Raw genomic sequence first — 17,038 nt, forward strand, 5'->3', positions numbered from 1 at the left:
ACGGGATTTACTGCGACCAAAGCGACGGCGCCCTGGCTTAGCCTGGGCGCCGGTGGCGCTACTCGACGCGCCCGAGCAGCAGAAACTCCATCAGCGCCTTTTGGGCGTGCAGCCGGTTGCCGGCTTCCTGCCAAACCACCGCGCGCGGGTCGTCGAGCAGCGTTTCGCTGATCTCTTCACCGCGGTGGGCGGGCAGGCAGTGTAGAAACAGCGCATCAGCTTTGGCGTTGTCCAGCATCGCCTCAGTGACCTGAAAGCCGGCAAAGTCCGCTTCGCGCTTGGCCTGCTCCTCTTCCTGACCCATCGAGGCCCAAACGTCGGTAGTGATCAAATCGACGCCGCGCGTCGCCTCGATCGGGTCGTGGAACAGTGTCACGCACTCGCCCGCGGCTTCGAGAATGTCCGCCCGCGGCTCGTACCCTTCGGGGCAGCAGACGTGCAGATTGAAGCCGAACTGGCGCGCGGCGTTGATCCAGGAGTGGCACATGTTGTTGCCGTCGCCTACCCAGACCGCCGTGCGACCCTTGACGCTACCGCGCTGCTCGGTCCACGTCATCACGTCGGCGAGTAGCTGGCAGGGATGGTAGTCGTCGCTGAGTGCGTTAATCACCGGCACGGTGCTGGCCCCGGCGAAGGTTTCCAGCCCCGCGTGAGAGAAGGTGCGGATCATCACCGCGTCGACCATTTCCGAGAGCACCCGCGCGGTGTCCTCGATCGGCTCACCGCGGCCAAGCTGGCTGTCGCGGGGCGAGAGAAACAGAGCGTGGCCGCCAAACTGGGTCATGCCGGTTTCGAAAGAGACGCGGGTGCGGGTCGAGGATTTTTCGAAAATCATCGCCAATGTGCGGTTCTTGAACGGCGTATAGACCGGGCCCTGGGCCTTGAGCTCGGTCTTGATGGTGATGGCGCGGTCGATCAGGTAGGCGAGCTCGTCCGGGCTCAAGTCCAGCAGGGTCAGAAAATGGCGGGTCGCCATGGCAATGTCTCTCCTCTTAAATACACCATCCTAGCGACGGCGCAGGGGATGCGCAACGCCACCGGCACGCGTAGAATGGTGGGTTCGAAAAAGCCCGAGTGGTTTGCTCGGGTATCGCCTCGGTTGCGGTACGCCTTGAAACGGCACTCTTTTTAAGCCTTGACGAGTTTAAGCCTTGACGAGTGGCGTACACTTACCTTTGACGACCGCACCCCGATTGAAGGAGCAAATCATGAGCACCACGGTTGAGAACATCCAGCGCCAGATCAGCGAAAACCCGATCCTCATCTACATGAAAGGCACGCCCCAGCTGCCGCAGTGTGGCTTCTCCGCCCAGACCGTTCAGGCGCTGATGAGCTGCGGCGAGCGCTTCGCCTTCGTCAACGTGCTGGACAACCCGGATATCAGAAGCGAGCTGCCCAAGGTCGCCAACTGGCCGACCTTTCCCCAGCTGTGGGTCGAAGGCGAGCTGGTCGGCGGCTGCGACATCGTGATGGAGATGCATCAAAACGGCGAGCTCGAAAAGCTGATCAAGGATGCCGGTCAGCGCGCCAGCGCCGCTGAAGGTAGCGACGCGCCGAGCGAGTAAGCCCGGCCCGCGGTTGGCGGGCAGCGACCCAGCCGCTAGAATGACGCCTTTTCGATCAAGGCAGTACGACGTTTGCACCCCCGGCGCGCGCCGGGGGTGCTGGCCCGCCAAAGGAAATTCCGCTCAATGAGCTATCAGGTTCTGGCCCGCAAATGGCGCCCGCGCACGTTTCACGAGCTGGTGGGGCAGACCCATGTTCAGCGCGCGCTGGTCAACGCCCTCGACCAGGGGCGGCTTCACCACGCTTATCTGTTCACCGGTACCCGCGGTGTGGGTAAAACGACGCTTGCGCGTATACTCGCCAAGTGCCTGAACTGCACCGCCAGGGGTACGGGCGACGAGGGCATTACTTCTACACCCTGCGGGCAGTGCGACAGCTGCCGCGCCATCGACGAGGGCCGCTTCGTTGACCTGATCGAGGTCGACGCCGCCTCGCGCACCAAGGTCGAGGATACGCGCGAGCTTCTGGACAACGTCCAGTACGCGCCTACCCAGGGGCGCTACAAGGTCTATCTGATCGACGAAGTACACATGCTCTCGACCAGCAGTTTCAATGCGCTGCTGAAAACCCTCGAAGAGCCGCCGCCCCACGTCAAGTTCCTGCTCGCTACCACCGACCCGCAAAAGCTGCCGCCCACGGTGCTTTCTCGCTGCTTGCAGTTCACGCTCAAGCACATGCCGCCGGAGCGGGTGGTCGAGCATCTCACGTATGTGCTGGGCGAAGAGAACGTCGAGTTCGACGAAAGCGCGCTGTGGCTTCTGGGCAAGGCCGCCGAAGGCTCGATGCGCGACGCCATGAGCCTGACCGACCAGGCGATCGCCTTCGGCCAGGGCGCGGTGCGTCACGCCGACGTGGCCGCGATGCTGGGCACCCTCGATCACCGCCATATCATGGCGCTGGCCCAGGCACTCGCCGACGTCGACGTTCAGGCGCTGCTCGCCGAGGTCGCCACGCTCGCCGAGCAGGGGCCGGACTTCGCTGCGGTGCTCGACGAGCTGGCCGGCATTCTTCATCGCCTTGCCGTCGCGCAGATGGTGCCTGGTGCGGTAGACAACAGTCACGGCGACCGCGACGCCATTCTCGAACTCGCCGGGCGTTTTACCGCCGAGGACATCCAGCTCTACTACCAGATCGGTATTCAGGGCCGCGGTGACATGGAGCACGCGCCGGATTTGCGCAGCGCGCTGGAAATGACGCTTTTGCGCATGCTGGCGTTTCGCCCCCAGGGGGTGCCAAAACCGCCGAAAACGCCGCTGCCGCTGCGCCCGGAGCCCGCTCAGTCAAACGCTGAAGCAAACGCCGAGCCGGCCCAGGCGCCATCTGAACCGGCGGCGCCGGCAAAAAAGCCTGAGCCTGCACCGGCTGCGCCCGCGCCGGTGCAGGAGAGCCCCGCGCCGGAGCCGCCGCCCTGGGCAGAAGAGGATATCCCGGCGGCGCCTATCGATGCACCGCGCTACGCTGACCAGCCCGAGCCCGAGCCCGATGATGCTCCCGTGGTGGCCATTCCCGAAAGCGTGCCGGAAGCCGCGCCGAACGAGCCGGCGCCGAGCGCCGCCGATGCGCCCGGCGAGACCGCCGCGCTTGCACCAGGCGAGCGTCTCGATCACGCCCGCTGGCTTGCGATCTTCGACGCCCTGGGGCTTGGCGGGTTGACCCGCAGTCTGGCGGCGCACTGTCAGCTCGAAAGCGACGATAGCCGCGTGCTGGTACTCAAACTGGATCCCAGCCAATCGGCCATGCAGGCCGAGGTGCACAACGTGCGCATCGAGAAGGCGCTGGGCGAGCAGGGGCTTTCGCGCACGGTGCGTTTCGAAGTCGGCGAGCTCGACACCTCGCGCGAGACCCCGCGCGACCAGGAGCTGCGTTTTCAGCGCGAGCGCCACGCCCAAGCCGTTGATCTACTCAAGCGCGACCCCAATATACAGAAGCTACAGCGGGCGTTTGGCGCTACGCTCAATGAAGAGAGCGTCAAGCCGACCCCCACGAATGCGTCACGATAGCCGCACGTTCGCGGCTGACGCTTCAACGTCGTACCACCTAAAGTCGTACCATCGAAAAGTCGCACCACCTATACCCGGGAGTGAAGAGCATGTTTAAAGGCGGAATGGGCAACCTGATGAAGCAGGCCCAGGAAATGCAGGAAAAGATGCAGCAGGTCCAGGAAGAGGTGGCCAAGGCCGAGGTGTTTGGTGAAGCCGGTGCCGGTATGGTCAAGATCACCATGAACGGCCGTCACGACGTCAGCGACGTCACCATCGACCCGAGCGTGCTCGAAGAGGACAAGGAGCTTTTGGAAGACCTGCTGGCTGCGGCGGTCAACGACGCGGTGCGCAAGGTAGAGGCCAACTCCAAAGCGAAAATGGAAGAAGCCACTCAGGGGCTGAACCTGCCGCCCGGCTTCAAGATGCCGTTTTAAGCGATGCGCTTCTCTCCGCTGATCGAACAGCTCATCGAGGCGTTTCGCGTGTTGCCAGGCGTGGGGCCCAAGACGGCCCAGCGCATGGCCATGCACCTGCTCGAGCGCGAGCGCGACGGTGGAAAGCGCCTTTCCGAGGTGATCGAGCGCGCCATCGACGAGGTCGGCTACTGTCGCAGCTGCCGTACGCTGACCGAAGCCGAGGTGTGCGCGCTTTGTGAAAGCCCGCGGCGTGACGACTCCTTGCTGTGCGTGGTGGAGTCGCCCGCCGACCAGCTCGCCATCGAGGAGGCGGGGGGCTTCAACGGGCGCTACTTCGTGCTGCACGGCCACCTTTCGCCGCTCGACGGCATCGGCCCGGAAGCGATCGGACTCGATCTGCTTGAAAGCCGCGTTAGCGACGGTCAGGTCCGCGAGATCGTGCTGGCGACCAATCCGACCGTCGAAGGAGAGGCCACCGCGCACTACATCGCCTCGCAGCTTTCGCAGTACGGCGTCGCGTTTTCGCGGCTTGCCTACGGCGTACCCATGGGCGGCGAGCTCGAGTACGTCGACGGCGGCACCCTGAGCCGCGCCTTCAACGGCCGCCTGCCTTTCGGGCTCGATTAGCCGCGCCGCATTTCGTTGCCTCACGTTTCACCACCATCGCCGCAGCCCAGCGCTGCGGTTTTACAGGGAAGTCTACCGTGTCCGCTTTAACCTCCCCCTCTTACCGCTGGATCGAGACCGCCGAGCAGCTCGACGCCGCCTGCCGCGACGTCGAAGGCGCGAGCGTCATCGCCCTGGATACGGAGTTTTTCCGCGAGAACACCTTCTTTCCGGTGCCGGCGCTGATCCAGTTCGCCGCTGGTGATCTGGCCTACCTGATCGACCCGCTAGCGGTACCCTGTACCGAGGCGTTCCGAACGCTTTTACAAAATCAGGCGCTGAAACTTCTGCACGCCTGTAGCGAAGATCTCGAAGTGTTTCAGCTCTGGGCCGGCGTGCTGCCCGCGCCATTGATCGACACCCAGATCGCCCAGGCGTTTCTGGGCGAGGTGCCGGCGATGGGCTATCAGAAGCTCGTCGAGCACTGGGTCGGGGAGACGCTGCCCAAGGAAGAGACGCGTTCGAACTGGCTGACCCGGCCGCTGACGCCGAGCCAGTGCGACTACGCCGCGCTCGATGTGATTTACCTGCTGCGGGTCTGGGCGTTGCAGGCGGGCCGTCTTGAAACGCTCGGGCGCCGGGAGTGGCTTGCCGAGGAGTGCGCCGCACAGCTTGCCCAGACCGAGCGCGGCAGCGAAAGCGATGCCCTCTGGTACACGCGCCAGCGCCAGCTCTGGCGGCTCGATGCGCGAAAGCTCGAAGCCTATCGGCGCATGACCATCTGGCGTGAAGGCGAAACCCGCCGGCGCGATCTGCCGCGCAACTGGCTCGCCGCCGACAAGCTGCTATTCGCCGTGGCCGAAGCGATGCCAAAAAACCGCTTTGAACTCGCCGCGGTCGATGGCATCAAGCCGGCGCTGGTCAAGAGGGAGGGCGATACGCTGCTGGCGCTGGTGAAAGAGGCCCGGGCCTGCCCGGAAGAGGCGCTGCCTAGCACCTGGCCGGACCCGATGGAAGCCGGCTTCAAGCGCCGCTTCAAGGCGCTCAAGAAAGCGGTCACCGCCAGGGCCGAAGCGCTTGAAATGGCCCCGGAAATGCTGATGCGCCGGCGCGATATCGAAGCGCTGGTGATGCAGGCCCAGGCCGGTGAAACCCCGACGCTGCCAGGCGGCTGGCGCGGTGAGTGTTTAGCTGAGGCGCTGCGTCACGCCCTCGAGGAGAGTGGATCATGAGCGACAAGCTGGTGTGCGAGATCTTCAAGAGCTCGCGCAAGGACGAAATGTATCTCTACGTGGACAAGCGCCAGGGCCTGGCGCCGGTGCCCGAGGCGCTGATGGCGACCTTCGGCAAACCCGTGTCGGTGCTGACCATGATTCTGACAGAAGACAAGAAGCTCGCCCGGGTCAACGTCGCCGACGTGCTCGCGGCGATCGAGGAGCAGGGCTTCTACCTGCAGATGCCGCCGGCCAAAGAGGACTACCTGCTCGACATTCACCGCGCCCAGCTCGACCGCCAGGCGTGAACTTTCTCGCCCACGCCTGGCTTGTCAGGGAGGCCGCCGACGGCTTTCTGCTCGGTAACGTCATCGCCGACGGCGTCAAGGGGAGCGACCTTTCCGCCTGGCCTGCATTGGTCGCGGCGGGTATTCGCCACCACCGCCGGGTAGACGCCTTCGTCGACGCTCATCCGCTGGCGCTTGCCGCCAAAGCGCGCGCGCCGATGGGCCAGCGCCGCTTCGCCGGTATCGCGCTGGATATTCTGTGGGATCACTTTCTGGCCCGGCGGCTTGGCCGCACCGAGGCGTTCGAAACCCTGGTGCCCCGCGTTTACGCACTGCTGGCTAGCGAGGGTGCGCCGAACCGGCTCGGGCGGATGGTGCCTTCGATGATCGAGCACGATTGGCTGCGCGGCTACGCCAACTTCGACTTTACCTGCCGGGCGATCGCGGGGCTTGGCCAGCGCCTCTCCGGCCCCAATCGGTTGGCGGAGCTTACGCCCTGGCTTGCCCGCGACTACGAATGGCTCGCGGAAAATTTCGATGGCCTGTGGCCCGACTGTCTCGGCGCGCTACAAAGTCGCGGCAGGATTTGATGAACGACGAGGTTGATATGCGCGAACGCTTCTGGGAACGATACCCCCTCGAGGAGCTGACCGCCGAGGAGTGGGAGGCGCTGTGCGACGGCTGCGGCCAGTGCTGCCTTTTGAAATTTCATGACGACGACACCAACGAGCTCGCCGTTTTGAACGTAGCATGCCGGCTGCTGGACACCCACAGCTGCCAGTGCAGCGATTATGAACACCGCTTCGATAGCGTGCCGGATTGTACCCAGCTAACGCCGGCGCTGGTGCGTGAGTTCACCTGGCTGCCTGCGACCTGCGGCTATCGCCGGGTGGCGGAGAGGCGAAAGCTCGCCGGCTGGCACCCGCTGTTGAGCAACGACGCCGAGCGCGTGCACCGAAAAGGGGTGAGCGTGCGGGGCTTCGCCGTCTCTCAGGACGACGTGCCCGAGCGCGAATGGGACGAGCACATCATTGCCGTGCTGCCCATTCGCTGAGCTTAACGCTTGAGCGCCACCAGCATCAGTGCAAGGCTCTTGAAAAGCGAGGTGCGCTTTTTGGCGTTTTTTTCGCCGGCCAGTGTCGGGGTGTCCCAAATCGTCAAGAACTGTTCCTGATATTTCATGCGGTCTCCTGCGCTTTCGCGCGATCATGGATTAGACGTTCGTCTATACGACTAACGGCTATTATGATCCAGGCGCGACGCGTTGAAAAGGTTTTGTGGAAACCTTTTTCATTAAATTATATTGCGCACGTCCATTCACTGCCTTTTCAAAATTAAAAAAGCACCCTGCGGCGGCCCGCGGGTGCTGTCTGCGTTGGATATCAATGCATTCAAGAGCAGTGTTCAGTCGGTTCGCTCGGTGAGCCCCAGCGCCCATAGAATGAAGGCGTCCTGGCGGGCGGCATCCTTCCACGCCTTGAAGCGCCCGGAGGCGCCGCCGTGGCCGCTGTCCATGTCGGTGTAGAGCAGCACCGGGGCGTCGTTGGTCTGGCACTGGCGAACGCCGGCATAGAACTTGGCGGGCTCCCAGTAGCTTACCCGGGTGTCGAACCAGCTCCCCTCGATCCAGAGCGCCGGGTAGGCCTGGGGCGTGATGTTGTCCACCGGCGAGTAGGCCTGAATGCGGGCGTACACCTCGGGCGCCTCCGGGTTGCCCCACTCGCTGTACTCCGCGGTGGTCAGCGGCAGGTCCGGGTTCTGCATGGTGCGCAGCACGTCGAGAAACGGCACGTCGAGGACCGCAGCGCAGAACGCCTCCGGGGCGCGGTTGACGCAGGCGCCCACCAATAGCCCGCCGGCGCTGGCGCCGCAGGCGACGATTTTATCGGCAAGGCTCGCGCCCTGGTCGACCAGCGCCTGGCGGGCGGCGAGAAAATCGCCGAAGCTATTCTCCTTGTGCGCCATCTTACCCTCCAGATACCAGGGCTCGCCGCGCTCGCCGCCGCCGCGCACGTGGGCTACGGCGAACGCCACCCCGCGCTCTAAAAGCGAAAGCCTGGCGATCGAAAACCAGGGATCGAGCGGCTCGCCATAGGCGCCGTAGCCATACAGCAGCGTCGGCAGCGGTTGGTCGATCAGATCCGCCCGGGCGACGATCGACACCGGCACGCGCGTGCCGTCCGAGGCGGTCGCCCAGATGCGCCGGCTGGCGAGCTGTTCGGGTGCCAGGCGTCCATGTACCGGCAAGCGCTTCAAGAGCCGACGTTCGCCGGTCTCAAGGTTCAACTCGTACCAGCTCACCGGGCGCGTGAACGACTCCTCGCGCAGCGTCACCACGGTGGTATCGAAGTGCGGCGCGTCCTCCATCAGCTGGGAGGAGGGCGTTTGCGTAAGCGCAATCGGGTCATCGCGCTCAATGGCACCGCTATCGTCGAGCACTAACCGCCGGAGCCTCGTTTGCGCTTCAAAGTGGCTGCGCTCGGCGATCATCAGCCCCCAGGCGAAGGCGTCGATGCCTTCAAGCGTCTGCTCGTCGCGGTGGGGGATCAGCGTTTGCCACTCGGCGCCTTCGTCGGCGTCTTCTGCCAGCGCGTCGAGGGCGAAGTGGGGCCCGGCCTGATTTTGTAGCCGGTAGAAGGTGCCCGGGCGGTGGTCGATACTCGCCTCCACGCCTTTCACCCGGCGGTGCAGTACGCGCGGCGCCGTGGCCGGGGCGTCGGCGGGCAGGGCGAGAATCTCGCTAGTGTCCTTGGCGCTGGTTTCGATCAGAAGCCACGCCTTCGAGCGGGTCTTGCCCACCCCGAGCCAAAACTCCGGGTCCTCTTCGCGCAGCACCAGCGTCGCCAGCGCGTCCTCTTGCGGGTGGGCGAAATCCACTTCGCAGCGCCACAGGCTGTCCGGACGCTGGGTGGCGTCAAAACGGGTGAACAGAAGCGTTGCGCCTTTGAGCGTCTGATCCTCGGCCCAGCACAGCGCCGGGCCGACGTCGCTTGCAAGCTTTCGCGGCTCGCCGTTGGGCAATGCCTTCAGCCACAGCGTGTAGCGCTCGTCGCCCTGGGTGTCCTCGCTCCAGGCGAGCCACTGTTCGTCCGGGGTGAGGGCCATGTCGCCGATCTCGAAAAAGGCGTGCCCGCGGGCTCTTTCTACGACGTCGAAAAAGCACTCCGGCTCGCTCGAGGCGTCCAGCGCCGCGCGCCACCAGCGCGGGTAGTCGTCGTCGGCGCCGGTTTCACTCCAGAACGTAAACACGTCGAGCGCTGTCTCAAGACTCTTGACGGCCAGCTCGCGCCGCTCGAGGTTCTCCTGGTAGAGCGACTCGGCAAGCGGGGCGAGCGGGGCAAACCAGCGGGCGTGCTCCTCGTTGGCATCCTCGAGAAAGGCTTCGACCGCGTGAGCGTCGCGCTGCTCGAGCCAGTGCCAGTGGGGGTCGTCGGCGAGGTAGTGGCGCGCCACGGGCGAGTCTTTGCGCAAGCCAGGCTGTGCTTTCATAAATTGACAGGTACCATAACGGGAAATCAACCGCGGGTGCGTTCACCCACACGAGGGTATTATGCTGTTTACAGGCTCGATGTCACTTCTATGGCTGAGTTATTACGGGGTTTCGCTGGTCGTACTGGTGGCGGTTTACTTCGCGCTTATGTTTTTGCCGCGCCTGCCACGGCTGGTGCTGACGTTGGCGATCGCCGGGGCGATGTGGGCGCCGGCGCGCTTTAGTCTGCCGCTGATCGAAGAGAACGAGTTCTACACCGGCTGGGCACCGGCGGCGATGGTCTCGGCGGTGGGCTTTCTCGAGCGTAGCGCCTCGGCCATGTGGGGCGGACTGGTGTGGCTTCTGATCGGCATGGCGCTGGGGGCGCTGGCGGGCGTGGCGCTGTGGCGGCTGCGCCGCCCGGTCGAGCGCGCGCCGGCCAGGCGCGCCACCGCGCGCCGTGATGACGGCGACCGCGGCGGCGACGATGCACCGCGCCCGCCGCGCGACAAGCGTAGTGCCACGGCCCGGCGTGGGGCATCGCGCGGCGCGAGCGGCGAGCCGCGCCGCCGCGAGCCGGTGATCAACTAGCAGGTCACTGGCAAGGAGAGCCCCATGTGCGAGCTTCTGGGCATGAGCGCCAACGTGCCGACGGATATCTGCTTCAGCTTTTCGGGCTTTCTGCACCGCGGCGGCGGCACCGGGCCCCACCGCGACGGCTGGGGCATCGCCTTCTACGAGCAGGGCGGGTACCGCGAGTTTCGCGACCCGCACCCGTCGGTGGATTCTCCTATCGCGCGGCTGATCTGCGACTATCCGATCAAGTCCCACGTGGTTATCAGCCATATTCGCCAGGCCAATGTCGGCGGCGTGCGTCTTTCCAACACCCATCCGTTCACCCGCGAAATGTGGGGCCGCCCCTGGTGCTACGCCCATAACGGCCAGCTCGAGGGGTGGCAAACGCTGCCGCTGGATGTCTACACCCCAGTGGGTAGCACCGATAGCGAGCACGCCTTTTGCTGGCTACTCGGCGAGCTTCGCCGCGCCTTTCCTACCCCGCCAGACTCTTTCGAGCCGGTGGGCGAGCTTTTGCACACGCTCTGCGAACGCCTGCGGTGTCTTGGCGTTTTCAACCTGCTGCTATCCGACGGCGAGTCGCTTTTCTGCTACTGCTCGACCAAACTGGCTCATATCACGCGTAAGGCGCCGTTTGGCGAGGCGGAGCTTTCCGACGCGGACATGACGGTGAACTTTCGCGAGCACACCACCGAGCTTGACGTGGTGTCGGTGATCGCCACCGCGCCGCTGACCCACAACGAAGTGTGGACCCCGATGGTGCCGGGCGAGCTTCTGGTCTGGCAGCGGGGCAGCATAATGGCGCGTTACGAACCATAATGAAGCCCGGGGCCTCATACTCAAGAGTGTCAGATCGACGGGGCGTGTTCCCGGAGTTGGCGGGCAGCGTTGAAACAGTAGTTTCAAGCGAGCGTTTTACAGCCTTGACCCCCTCGTATATCGTGGCGATCAGTCACTGTGTGGAAAAACGCACCCTGGGCCTGGTTAGTCAGACCCACAATGGCACGTTTCAAAATCGCAAGGTCCACAATAACAAGGTTCACAATAACAAGGTCGGTTCACTTATCGACACGGATAGCGGAGATAGCACCATGAGCGAACACGCCGATGCTTACATTCTCAACGGCCCGGAGCTTGAAGGGTTGGATCAGTACGATTCGGTCGTCGACGTCTTTAATCAGGCGGTCAAGCGCTACCCCGACAGGCCCGCGTTCAGCTGCATGGGGCAGACCCTGAGCTTTGCCGAGCTCGACCGCCACGCCGCCCGGTTCGCCAGCTGGGTTCAGAACGAGACGAATCTCGAGCCCGGCGATCGCATCGCCATCCAGTTGCCCAACGTGCTGCAGTTTCCGGTGGCGGTGTTTGGCGCGCTGCGCGCGGGGCTTGTAGTGGTCAACACCAATCCGCTCTACACCGAGCGTGAAATGGCGCACCAGTTCAAGGACTCCGGCGCCAAAGCGATCCTGATTCTGGCCAACATGGCGCACAAGCTCGACAAGGTGCTGGGGCAAACCGATATCGAGCACGTCGTGGTCACCGAACTTGCCGATCTCCACGGCGCTCCCAAGCGCTGGCTGATCAACGCCGTGGTCAAGTACGTCAAGAAGATGGTGCCCACCTATCGGCTGCCCGGGGCAGTTGGCTTTCGCCTGGTGATGAAAGCAAGCGAAGATGGCTTCACGCCGGTCACGCGCGCGCCGGACGACGTTGCCGCCCTGCAGTACACCGGCGGCACCACCGGCCGGCCCAAGGGCGCGATGCTGACCCATACCAACCTGATCGCCAACATGCTCCAGGCGCGGGCGGCGATCGGCACGCATCTGGAAAACGGCAGCGAAACCGTCATCGCACCGCTGCCGGTCTATCACATCTATACGTTTACGGTGAACTGCCTGTTTCTGATGGAGACCGGCAACCATTCGGTGCTGATCACCAACCCGCGGGATCTGCCCGCCTTCGTCAAGGAGCTTTCGAAGCTCAAGTTTTCGGCGTTCATCGGGCTCAACACGCTGTTCAACGCCCTTTGCCAGCGCGATGATTTCAAGGCGCTCGACTTCTCGCATCTCAAGCTCACCATCTCTGGCGGCATGGCGTTGACCAAACCCGTGGCCAAGCGCTGGGAAGAGGTGACCGGCTGCCCGGTAGCGGAAGGGTACGGGCTGACCGAAACCTCGCCGGTGGTGAGCTTCAACCCCACCGACGACATCCGCCTGGGTACCATCGGCAAGCCGGTGGCCGGTACCGCGGTGAAGACCGTCGACGCCGACGGTAACGACGTGGCACTCGGCGAGCCCGGTGAGCTCTGCGTCAAGGGCCCTCAGGTGATGAAGGGCTACTGGAATCAGGACGAGGAGACGAAAAAGTCCATCGACGACGGCGGCTGGTTCCACACCGGCGACATCGCCGTGCTCGAGGAGGACGGCTACATTCGCATCGTCGATCGTAAGAAGGACATGATCCTGATTTCGGGCTTCAACGTGTATCCCAACGAGATCGAGGACGTGGTGGCCGGCCACCCGGATATCGTCGAAGCGGCAGCGGTCGGCGTGCCCGACGACAACGCCGGCGAGGCGATCAAACTTTTCGTGGTGGCCAAAAACGCCAATCTCGACGCCGAAACGCTGCGCGCCTGGTGCAAGAAGGAGCTGACCGCTTACAAGGTGCCCAAGTACATCGAGTTTCGTGACGAGCTGCCCAAGACCAACGTCGGCAAGGTGCTGCGCCGCGAGCTGCGCGACGAGGAGAAGTCCGACGCCTCGAAAGAGAACGCCTGAGGGCTAGCCGCTGACGGCCCGCCGGGTTAGCCCTGTCGCAATTGAAAGCGCTATACTGTTCGGCCCGCTTTTTCAGGCGGGCCGATTTTTTGTTTCTCCAGATGGAAGCCGAGCCTAACGTGACCAGCCAGACGCCCCCCTTGACCCCGGCCCAACAGGTGACGCAGTTCGAGCGCACGCTCGACGAGTTGACCCTTCGCGATAGCCACCGGCTGGCGCGAAGAGTGGGCGGGCTCAAGCGGCGTTTGAAAGAGGGTAAGCCGATCGATCGCGGCGTGGACGAACTGGCCGGCGAGATCGACAAGGCGCGCCGCCACGCCGAGCGCCGGGCCGCCACGCCGGTTGCGATCGACTATCCGGCGGGGCTGCCCGTGGTCGAGCGCCGCGAGGACATTCTGGAGGCGATACGCGATCATCAGGTCGTAGTGGTGGCCGGTGAAACCGGCTCGGGCAAGACCACCCAGCTGCCCAAGATCTGCCTGGAGCTGGGGCGCGGGCGCCGCGGCCTGATTGGCCATACCCAGCCGCGGCGGCTCGCCGCGCGCAGCGTCGCCACCCGCATCTCCGAAGAGCTCGGGGTGACCCTGGGCGAGCAGGTGGGCTACCAGGTCCGCTTTTTTGATCAAAGCGCGCCGACCACGCTGGTCAAACTGATGACCGACGGTATTCTGCTGGCCGAAACCCAGCACGACCCGATGCTCTGGCGCTACGATACGATCATCATCGACGAGGCCCACGAGCGCAGCCTCAACATCGACTTTCTGCTCGGCTATTTGAAGCGCCTTTTACCCAAACGCCCGGACCTCAAGGTCATCATCACCTCGGCGACCATCGACGTTGAGCGCTTCGCCGCCCACTTCAGTGATGGGGCAACCCCCGCGCCGGTGGTCGAGGTCTCCGGGCGGGCGTTTGATGTCGACGTGCTCTACCGCCCGCTGGTCAGAAACGACGACGACGAAGAGGATCGCACCCTCCAGGAGGGCATCCTTCAGGCGGTGGCCGAGATCGAAACGCTCGAGCGCCAGCGCGGCTGGCTGCACGGCCCGCGAGACGTGCTGATCTTTCTACCCGGCGAGCGGGAGATCCGTGAAACCGCGGATACCCTGCGCCGCGCCGATTTCAAGGGCACCGAGGTGCTGCCGCTCTACGCCAGGCTCTCCAACGAGGAGCAGAACCGCGTGTTCGCCCCGCACCGCGGGCGGCGTATCGTGCTGGCCACCAACGTGGCGGAAACCTCGCTCACCGTGCCCGGTATTCGCTACGTGATCGATCCAGGGCTTGTGCGCATCAGCCGCTACAGCTACCGGGCGAAAATTCAGCGCCTGCCCATCGAGCCGATCAGCCAGGCCAGCGCCAACCAGCGCAAGGGCCGCTGTGGGCGCGTCGCCGAAGGCGTGTGCATCCGCCTTTACGACGAGGAAGATTTTCTCGCCCGGCCGGCGTTCACCGACCCGGAGATCCAGCGCACCAATCTCGCCTCGGTGATCCTCTCGATGCTCTCCCTGAAACTTGGCAACATCGAGGCGTTTCCCTTCGTCGACCCGCCGGATAGCCGCTTCGTCAAGGATGGCTTTCGGCTGCTGTTCGAGCTTGGCGCGGTGGATCACAAGGAGCAGATCAGCGGGCTCGGTCGCAAGCTCGCAAGGCTTCCCATCGATCCGCGCCTGGCCCGCATGGTGCTCGAAGGCGCCAGCCGCCAGTGCCTTCGCGACGTGCTTGTGGTGGTCTCGGCGCTGGCGATTCAGGATCCGCGCGAGCGCCCGGCGGACAAACGCCAGGCTGCCGACCAGGCCCATCAACGCTGGCACGACCCGGACTCCGACTTCGTGGCGCTTTTGAATTTGTGGCACGGCATCGAAAACGCCCGCGGCGCGCTCTCGGGCAATCAATTGCGCCGCTGGTGTCGCGAGCACTACATCAACTACCTTCGCATGCGCGAGTGGCACGACACCTTCCGCCAGCTTCGCCAGCTTCTGCGCGATATGGAGATCGAGGTGCCCGGGCCGCAGCCTGACAACGAGGAGCAGAGCGAAGAGCAGGCGCGCCAGGCGCGGCGCAAGACCTCCGGGCGCCTGCACCAGTCGCTGCTTTCGGGGCTTTTGTCGAATCTGGGTAATTTGCTCGAGAATCGCGAGTATCTCGGCGCGCGCAACCGCAAGTTCTTCATTCACCCGGGTTCGGGGCTGGCCAAAAAGAGCCCCAAGTGGGTGATGGCGTTTGAGCTGGTTGAGACCACCAAACTCTATGCCCGCACCGTGGCCAAAATCGACCCGACCTGGATCGAGCCCCTGGCCGAGCACCTGGTCAAGCGCAGCTACAGCGAGCCTCACTGGGAGAAAAAGCGCGCTCAGGTGGTGGCCTTCGAGCAGGTGACGCTGTTCGGCCTGCCGATCGTTGCCCGGCGCCGGGTCAACTATGGCGCTATCGAGCCAAAAGAGTCGCGCGAGATATTCATCCGCCGCGCGCTGGTCGAAGGCGAGTTTCAGACCCAGGGCGCGTTTTTTGCCCATAATCGCGCGCTGATCGAGGAGGTCGAGGCGCTCGAGGATCGCGCCCGGCGCCGCGACATTCTGGTCGACGAAGAGACGCTTTACGCCTTCTACGACGAGCGCATCCCGGGTGACGTGGTCAACGGCAAGGGCTTCGAGCACTGGCGAAAGCAGGCCGAGCGCGAAACGCCTGAGCTCTTGAAGTTCGATATCGCCTCGCTCAAGGCGCGCGACACCGAGGACGTCACCCGCGCTCAGTACCCGGATTATTTGACGTTGGGCGGCGTGGCCTACCCGGTGAGCTACCATTTCGAGCCGCGCGCCGAGAATGACGGCGTCACCCTGACCGTGCCCGCGGCGATGCTCTCGCAGCTGCCGGTGCACGCCCTCGACTGGCTGGTGCCAGGGCTTCTGCGCGAGAAGTGCATCGCGCTTTTGAAGTCGCTGCCCAAGAGCCTTCGCCGCCAGGTGGTGCCGATTCCGGACTGGGTCGACGCCGCGCTGCAAACGCTGCACCCGGACGAGCGCCCGCTCACTGAGGCGCTGGGCGAGTTTTTGCGCCAGCGCACCGGCACGCGGGTACACCCGGATGACTGGCGCCTCGACCAGCTCGAGGCGCACCTGATCATGAACGTGCGCGTGGTCGACCACGCCGGCAAGACCCTGGGCCAGGGGCGCGACGTGCGCGCGCTGGAAAAGCGCTTCGAACAGGCGGCCAGTCTCGGGGCCCAGGCGCTGGCGAAGGAGGCGACCCAGGCGCCGAGCCTCGACGAGCTGCCCGAAACGCCGCTGCCCGAGTCCCGGGTGACGACTCAAGCGGGCATCCGCGTCGAGGCGTACCCGGCGCTGACCAGCGAAAGTGACGCCTTCAAGGTGGCGCTTTTCGATCACCCGGCGAAGGCCGAGGCGGCGCACCGCGAGGGCGTGGCGCGCCTTGCAATCACCAAGTCCGGCGAGCAGGTGAAGGCGATTCGCGAGCTGCCCGCGCTCGAGAAGAGCGCGCTGCTGTTTACCAACGTCGGCGCGAAGTCCGCTTTCATCAACGACGTATTGCTGGCGGTGTTTACCCAGATAGTGGCGATCGATCCACTGCCGCGCTCGGCGGGGGAGCTCGAAACGCGCCTGGCGCAGGTCAAAGGCGAGCTCGTAACGCACGCTCAGGCGCTGCTCAAGGACGTGGAAGCCGCGCTCAAGGGGCATCTGGAGCTTGCCAAGCGGCTCAAGGGCAACCTCGACTTCTCCCAGGCGCTGGTCTATAGCGACGTGCGCGCCCAGATGCAGCGGCTGGTCTACCCCGGTTTCATCCGGGATGCGGGGGCGTGGCTTTCGGAGTACCCTCGCTATTTCGAGGCCGCGCTGATCCGCCTGGAGAAGGCCGGGCGCGAGCGTGGCCGCGACCAGATGATGATGAACGACCTCCAGGCGCTGGAGGCGAAGTTCGACTCAAGGCGCGAAAGCGAGCGCCGCGGTCGGGTCGAGGATCCGGCGCTGGTCGGCTTCGGCTGGTGGATTCAGGAGCTTCGCGTATCTCTTTTTGCCCAGCAGCTCGGCACGCAGATGCCTGTCTCGGTCAAGCGGCTCGAGAAGCACTGGGAAGAAATCACGCGCCCCTGAGCCAATTCAGACTAAAACGGCCGACAATGAAGCCTTCAGGCGCCG

General features: G+C 64.5%; 15 protein-coding genes. 12 read left to right on the forward strand and 3 right to left on the reverse strand.

Annotation, left to right across the window (positions count from 1 at the left end):
* Positions 1-58: 58 nt before the first annotated feature.
* A complete protein-coding gene (gene argF / locus ACGK9R_RS13290) occupies positions 59-976 on the reverse strand; it encodes an ornithine carbamoyltransferase (protein ID WP_394581982.1) in 918 nt (305 codons plus the stop codon).
* Positions 977-1,208: 232 nt separating this feature from the next.
* Here argF and grxD point away from each other — a divergent pair, with 232 nt between their 5' ends.
* The 8 genes from grxD (at position 1,209) to ACGK9R_RS13330 (ending at position 7,125) form a co-directional block, all read left to right on the forward strand.
* Entirely contained in the window at positions 1,209-1,565 is a 357-nt protein-coding gene (grxD, locus tag ACGK9R_RS13295) for a Grx4 family monothiol glutaredoxin (protein WP_394581984.1), read from the forward strand.
* 126 nt (positions 1,566-1,691) lie between these two features.
* Positions 1,692-3,566 (forward strand): DNA polymerase III subunit gamma/tau, encoded by a 1,875-nt coding sequence (gene dnaX / locus ACGK9R_RS13300; RefSeq protein WP_394581986.1) that lies wholly within the window; start codon positions 1,692-1,694, stop codon positions 3,564-3,566.
* Between the two features lie 89 nt (positions 3,567-3,655).
* A complete protein-coding gene (locus ACGK9R_RS13305; protein WP_394581988.1) occupies positions 3,656-3,982 on the forward strand; it encodes a YbaB/EbfC family nucleoid-associated protein in 327 nt (108 codons plus the stop codon).
* Positions 3,983-3,985: 3 nt separating this feature from the next.
* Positions 3,986-4,591, forward strand: coding sequence for a recombination mediator RecR (gene recR / locus ACGK9R_RS13310; protein ID WP_394581990.1), 606 nt, complete (start codon positions 3,986-3,988; stop codon positions 4,589-4,591).
* Positions 4,592-4,668: 77 nt separating this feature from the next.
* Complete coding sequence (gene rnd, locus ACGK9R_RS13315; protein ID WP_394581991.1) at positions 4,669-5,802, forward strand: ribonuclease D; 1,134 nt, start codon at positions 4,669-4,671, stop codon at positions 5,800-5,802.
* On the forward strand, positions 5,799-6,092 hold the full coding sequence (locus tag ACGK9R_RS13320; protein WP_394581993.1) for a YcgL domain-containing protein: 294 nt from the start codon (positions 5,799-5,801) through the stop codon (positions 6,090-6,092). The genes rnd and ACGK9R_RS13320 overlap by 4 nt, the downstream gene beginning before the upstream one ends.
* Positions 6,089-6,661, forward strand: a complete 573-nt coding sequence (locus ACGK9R_RS13325) for an ACP phosphodiesterase (protein ID WP_394581995.1) — start codon at positions 6,089-6,091, stop codon at positions 6,659-6,661. The genes ACGK9R_RS13320 and ACGK9R_RS13325 overlap by 4 nt, the downstream gene beginning before the upstream one ends.
* On the forward strand, positions 6,661-7,125 hold the full coding sequence (locus ACGK9R_RS13330) for a YcgN family cysteine cluster protein (protein WP_394581997.1): 465 nt from the start codon (positions 6,661-6,663) through the stop codon (positions 7,123-7,125). The genes ACGK9R_RS13325 and ACGK9R_RS13330 overlap by 1 nt, the downstream gene beginning before the upstream one ends.
* Positions 7,126-7,127: 2 nt before the next feature.
* On the opposite strand, the gene ACGK9R_RS13335 is transcribed toward ACGK9R_RS13330, so the two are convergent.
* The gene (locus tag ACGK9R_RS13335; RefSeq protein WP_394581999.1) at positions 7,128-7,253 is read right to left on the reverse strand and encodes a hypothetical protein; all 126 of its coding nucleotides are present in this window, start codon (positions 7,251-7,253) and stop codon (positions 7,128-7,130) included.
* A gap of 222 nt (positions 7,254-7,475) precedes the next feature.
* A complete protein-coding gene (locus ACGK9R_RS13340) occupies positions 7,476-9,560 on the reverse strand; it encodes a S9 family peptidase (RefSeq protein WP_394582000.1) in 2,085 nt (694 codons plus the stop codon).
* 61 nt (positions 9,561-9,621) lie between these two features.
* Between ACGK9R_RS13340 and ACGK9R_RS13345 the strand changes: the two genes are divergently transcribed.
* The 4 genes from ACGK9R_RS13345 (at position 9,622) to hrpA (ending at position 16,993) form a co-directional block, all read left to right on the forward strand.
* Positions 9,622-10,131, forward strand: coding sequence for a hypothetical protein (locus ACGK9R_RS13345; protein WP_394582002.1), 510 nt, complete (start codon positions 9,622-9,624; stop codon positions 10,129-10,131).
* Between the two features lie 24 nt (positions 10,132-10,155).
* Complete coding sequence (locus ACGK9R_RS13350) at positions 10,156-10,935, forward strand: class II glutamine amidotransferase (RefSeq protein WP_394582003.1); 780 nt, start codon at positions 10,156-10,158, stop codon at positions 10,933-10,935.
* Between the two features lie 272 nt (positions 10,936-11,207).
* Entirely contained in the window at positions 11,208-12,890 is a 1,683-nt protein-coding gene (locus ACGK9R_RS13355) for an AMP-binding protein (protein WP_394582005.1), read from the forward strand.
* Positions 12,891-13,009: 119 nt separating this feature from the next.
* Positions 13,010-16,993 (forward strand): ATP-dependent RNA helicase HrpA, encoded by a 3,984-nt coding sequence (gene hrpA, locus ACGK9R_RS13360; RefSeq protein WP_394582006.1) that lies wholly within the window; start codon positions 13,010-13,012, stop codon positions 16,991-16,993.
* Positions 16,994-17,038: the final 45 nt, after the last annotated feature.

Origin of the sequence: Halomonas sp. HNIBRBA4712, from assembly GCF_043558675.1 — a bacterium.
Taxonomy (GTDB): Bacteria; Pseudomonadota; Gammaproteobacteria; order Pseudomonadales; family Halomonadaceae; genus Vreelandella.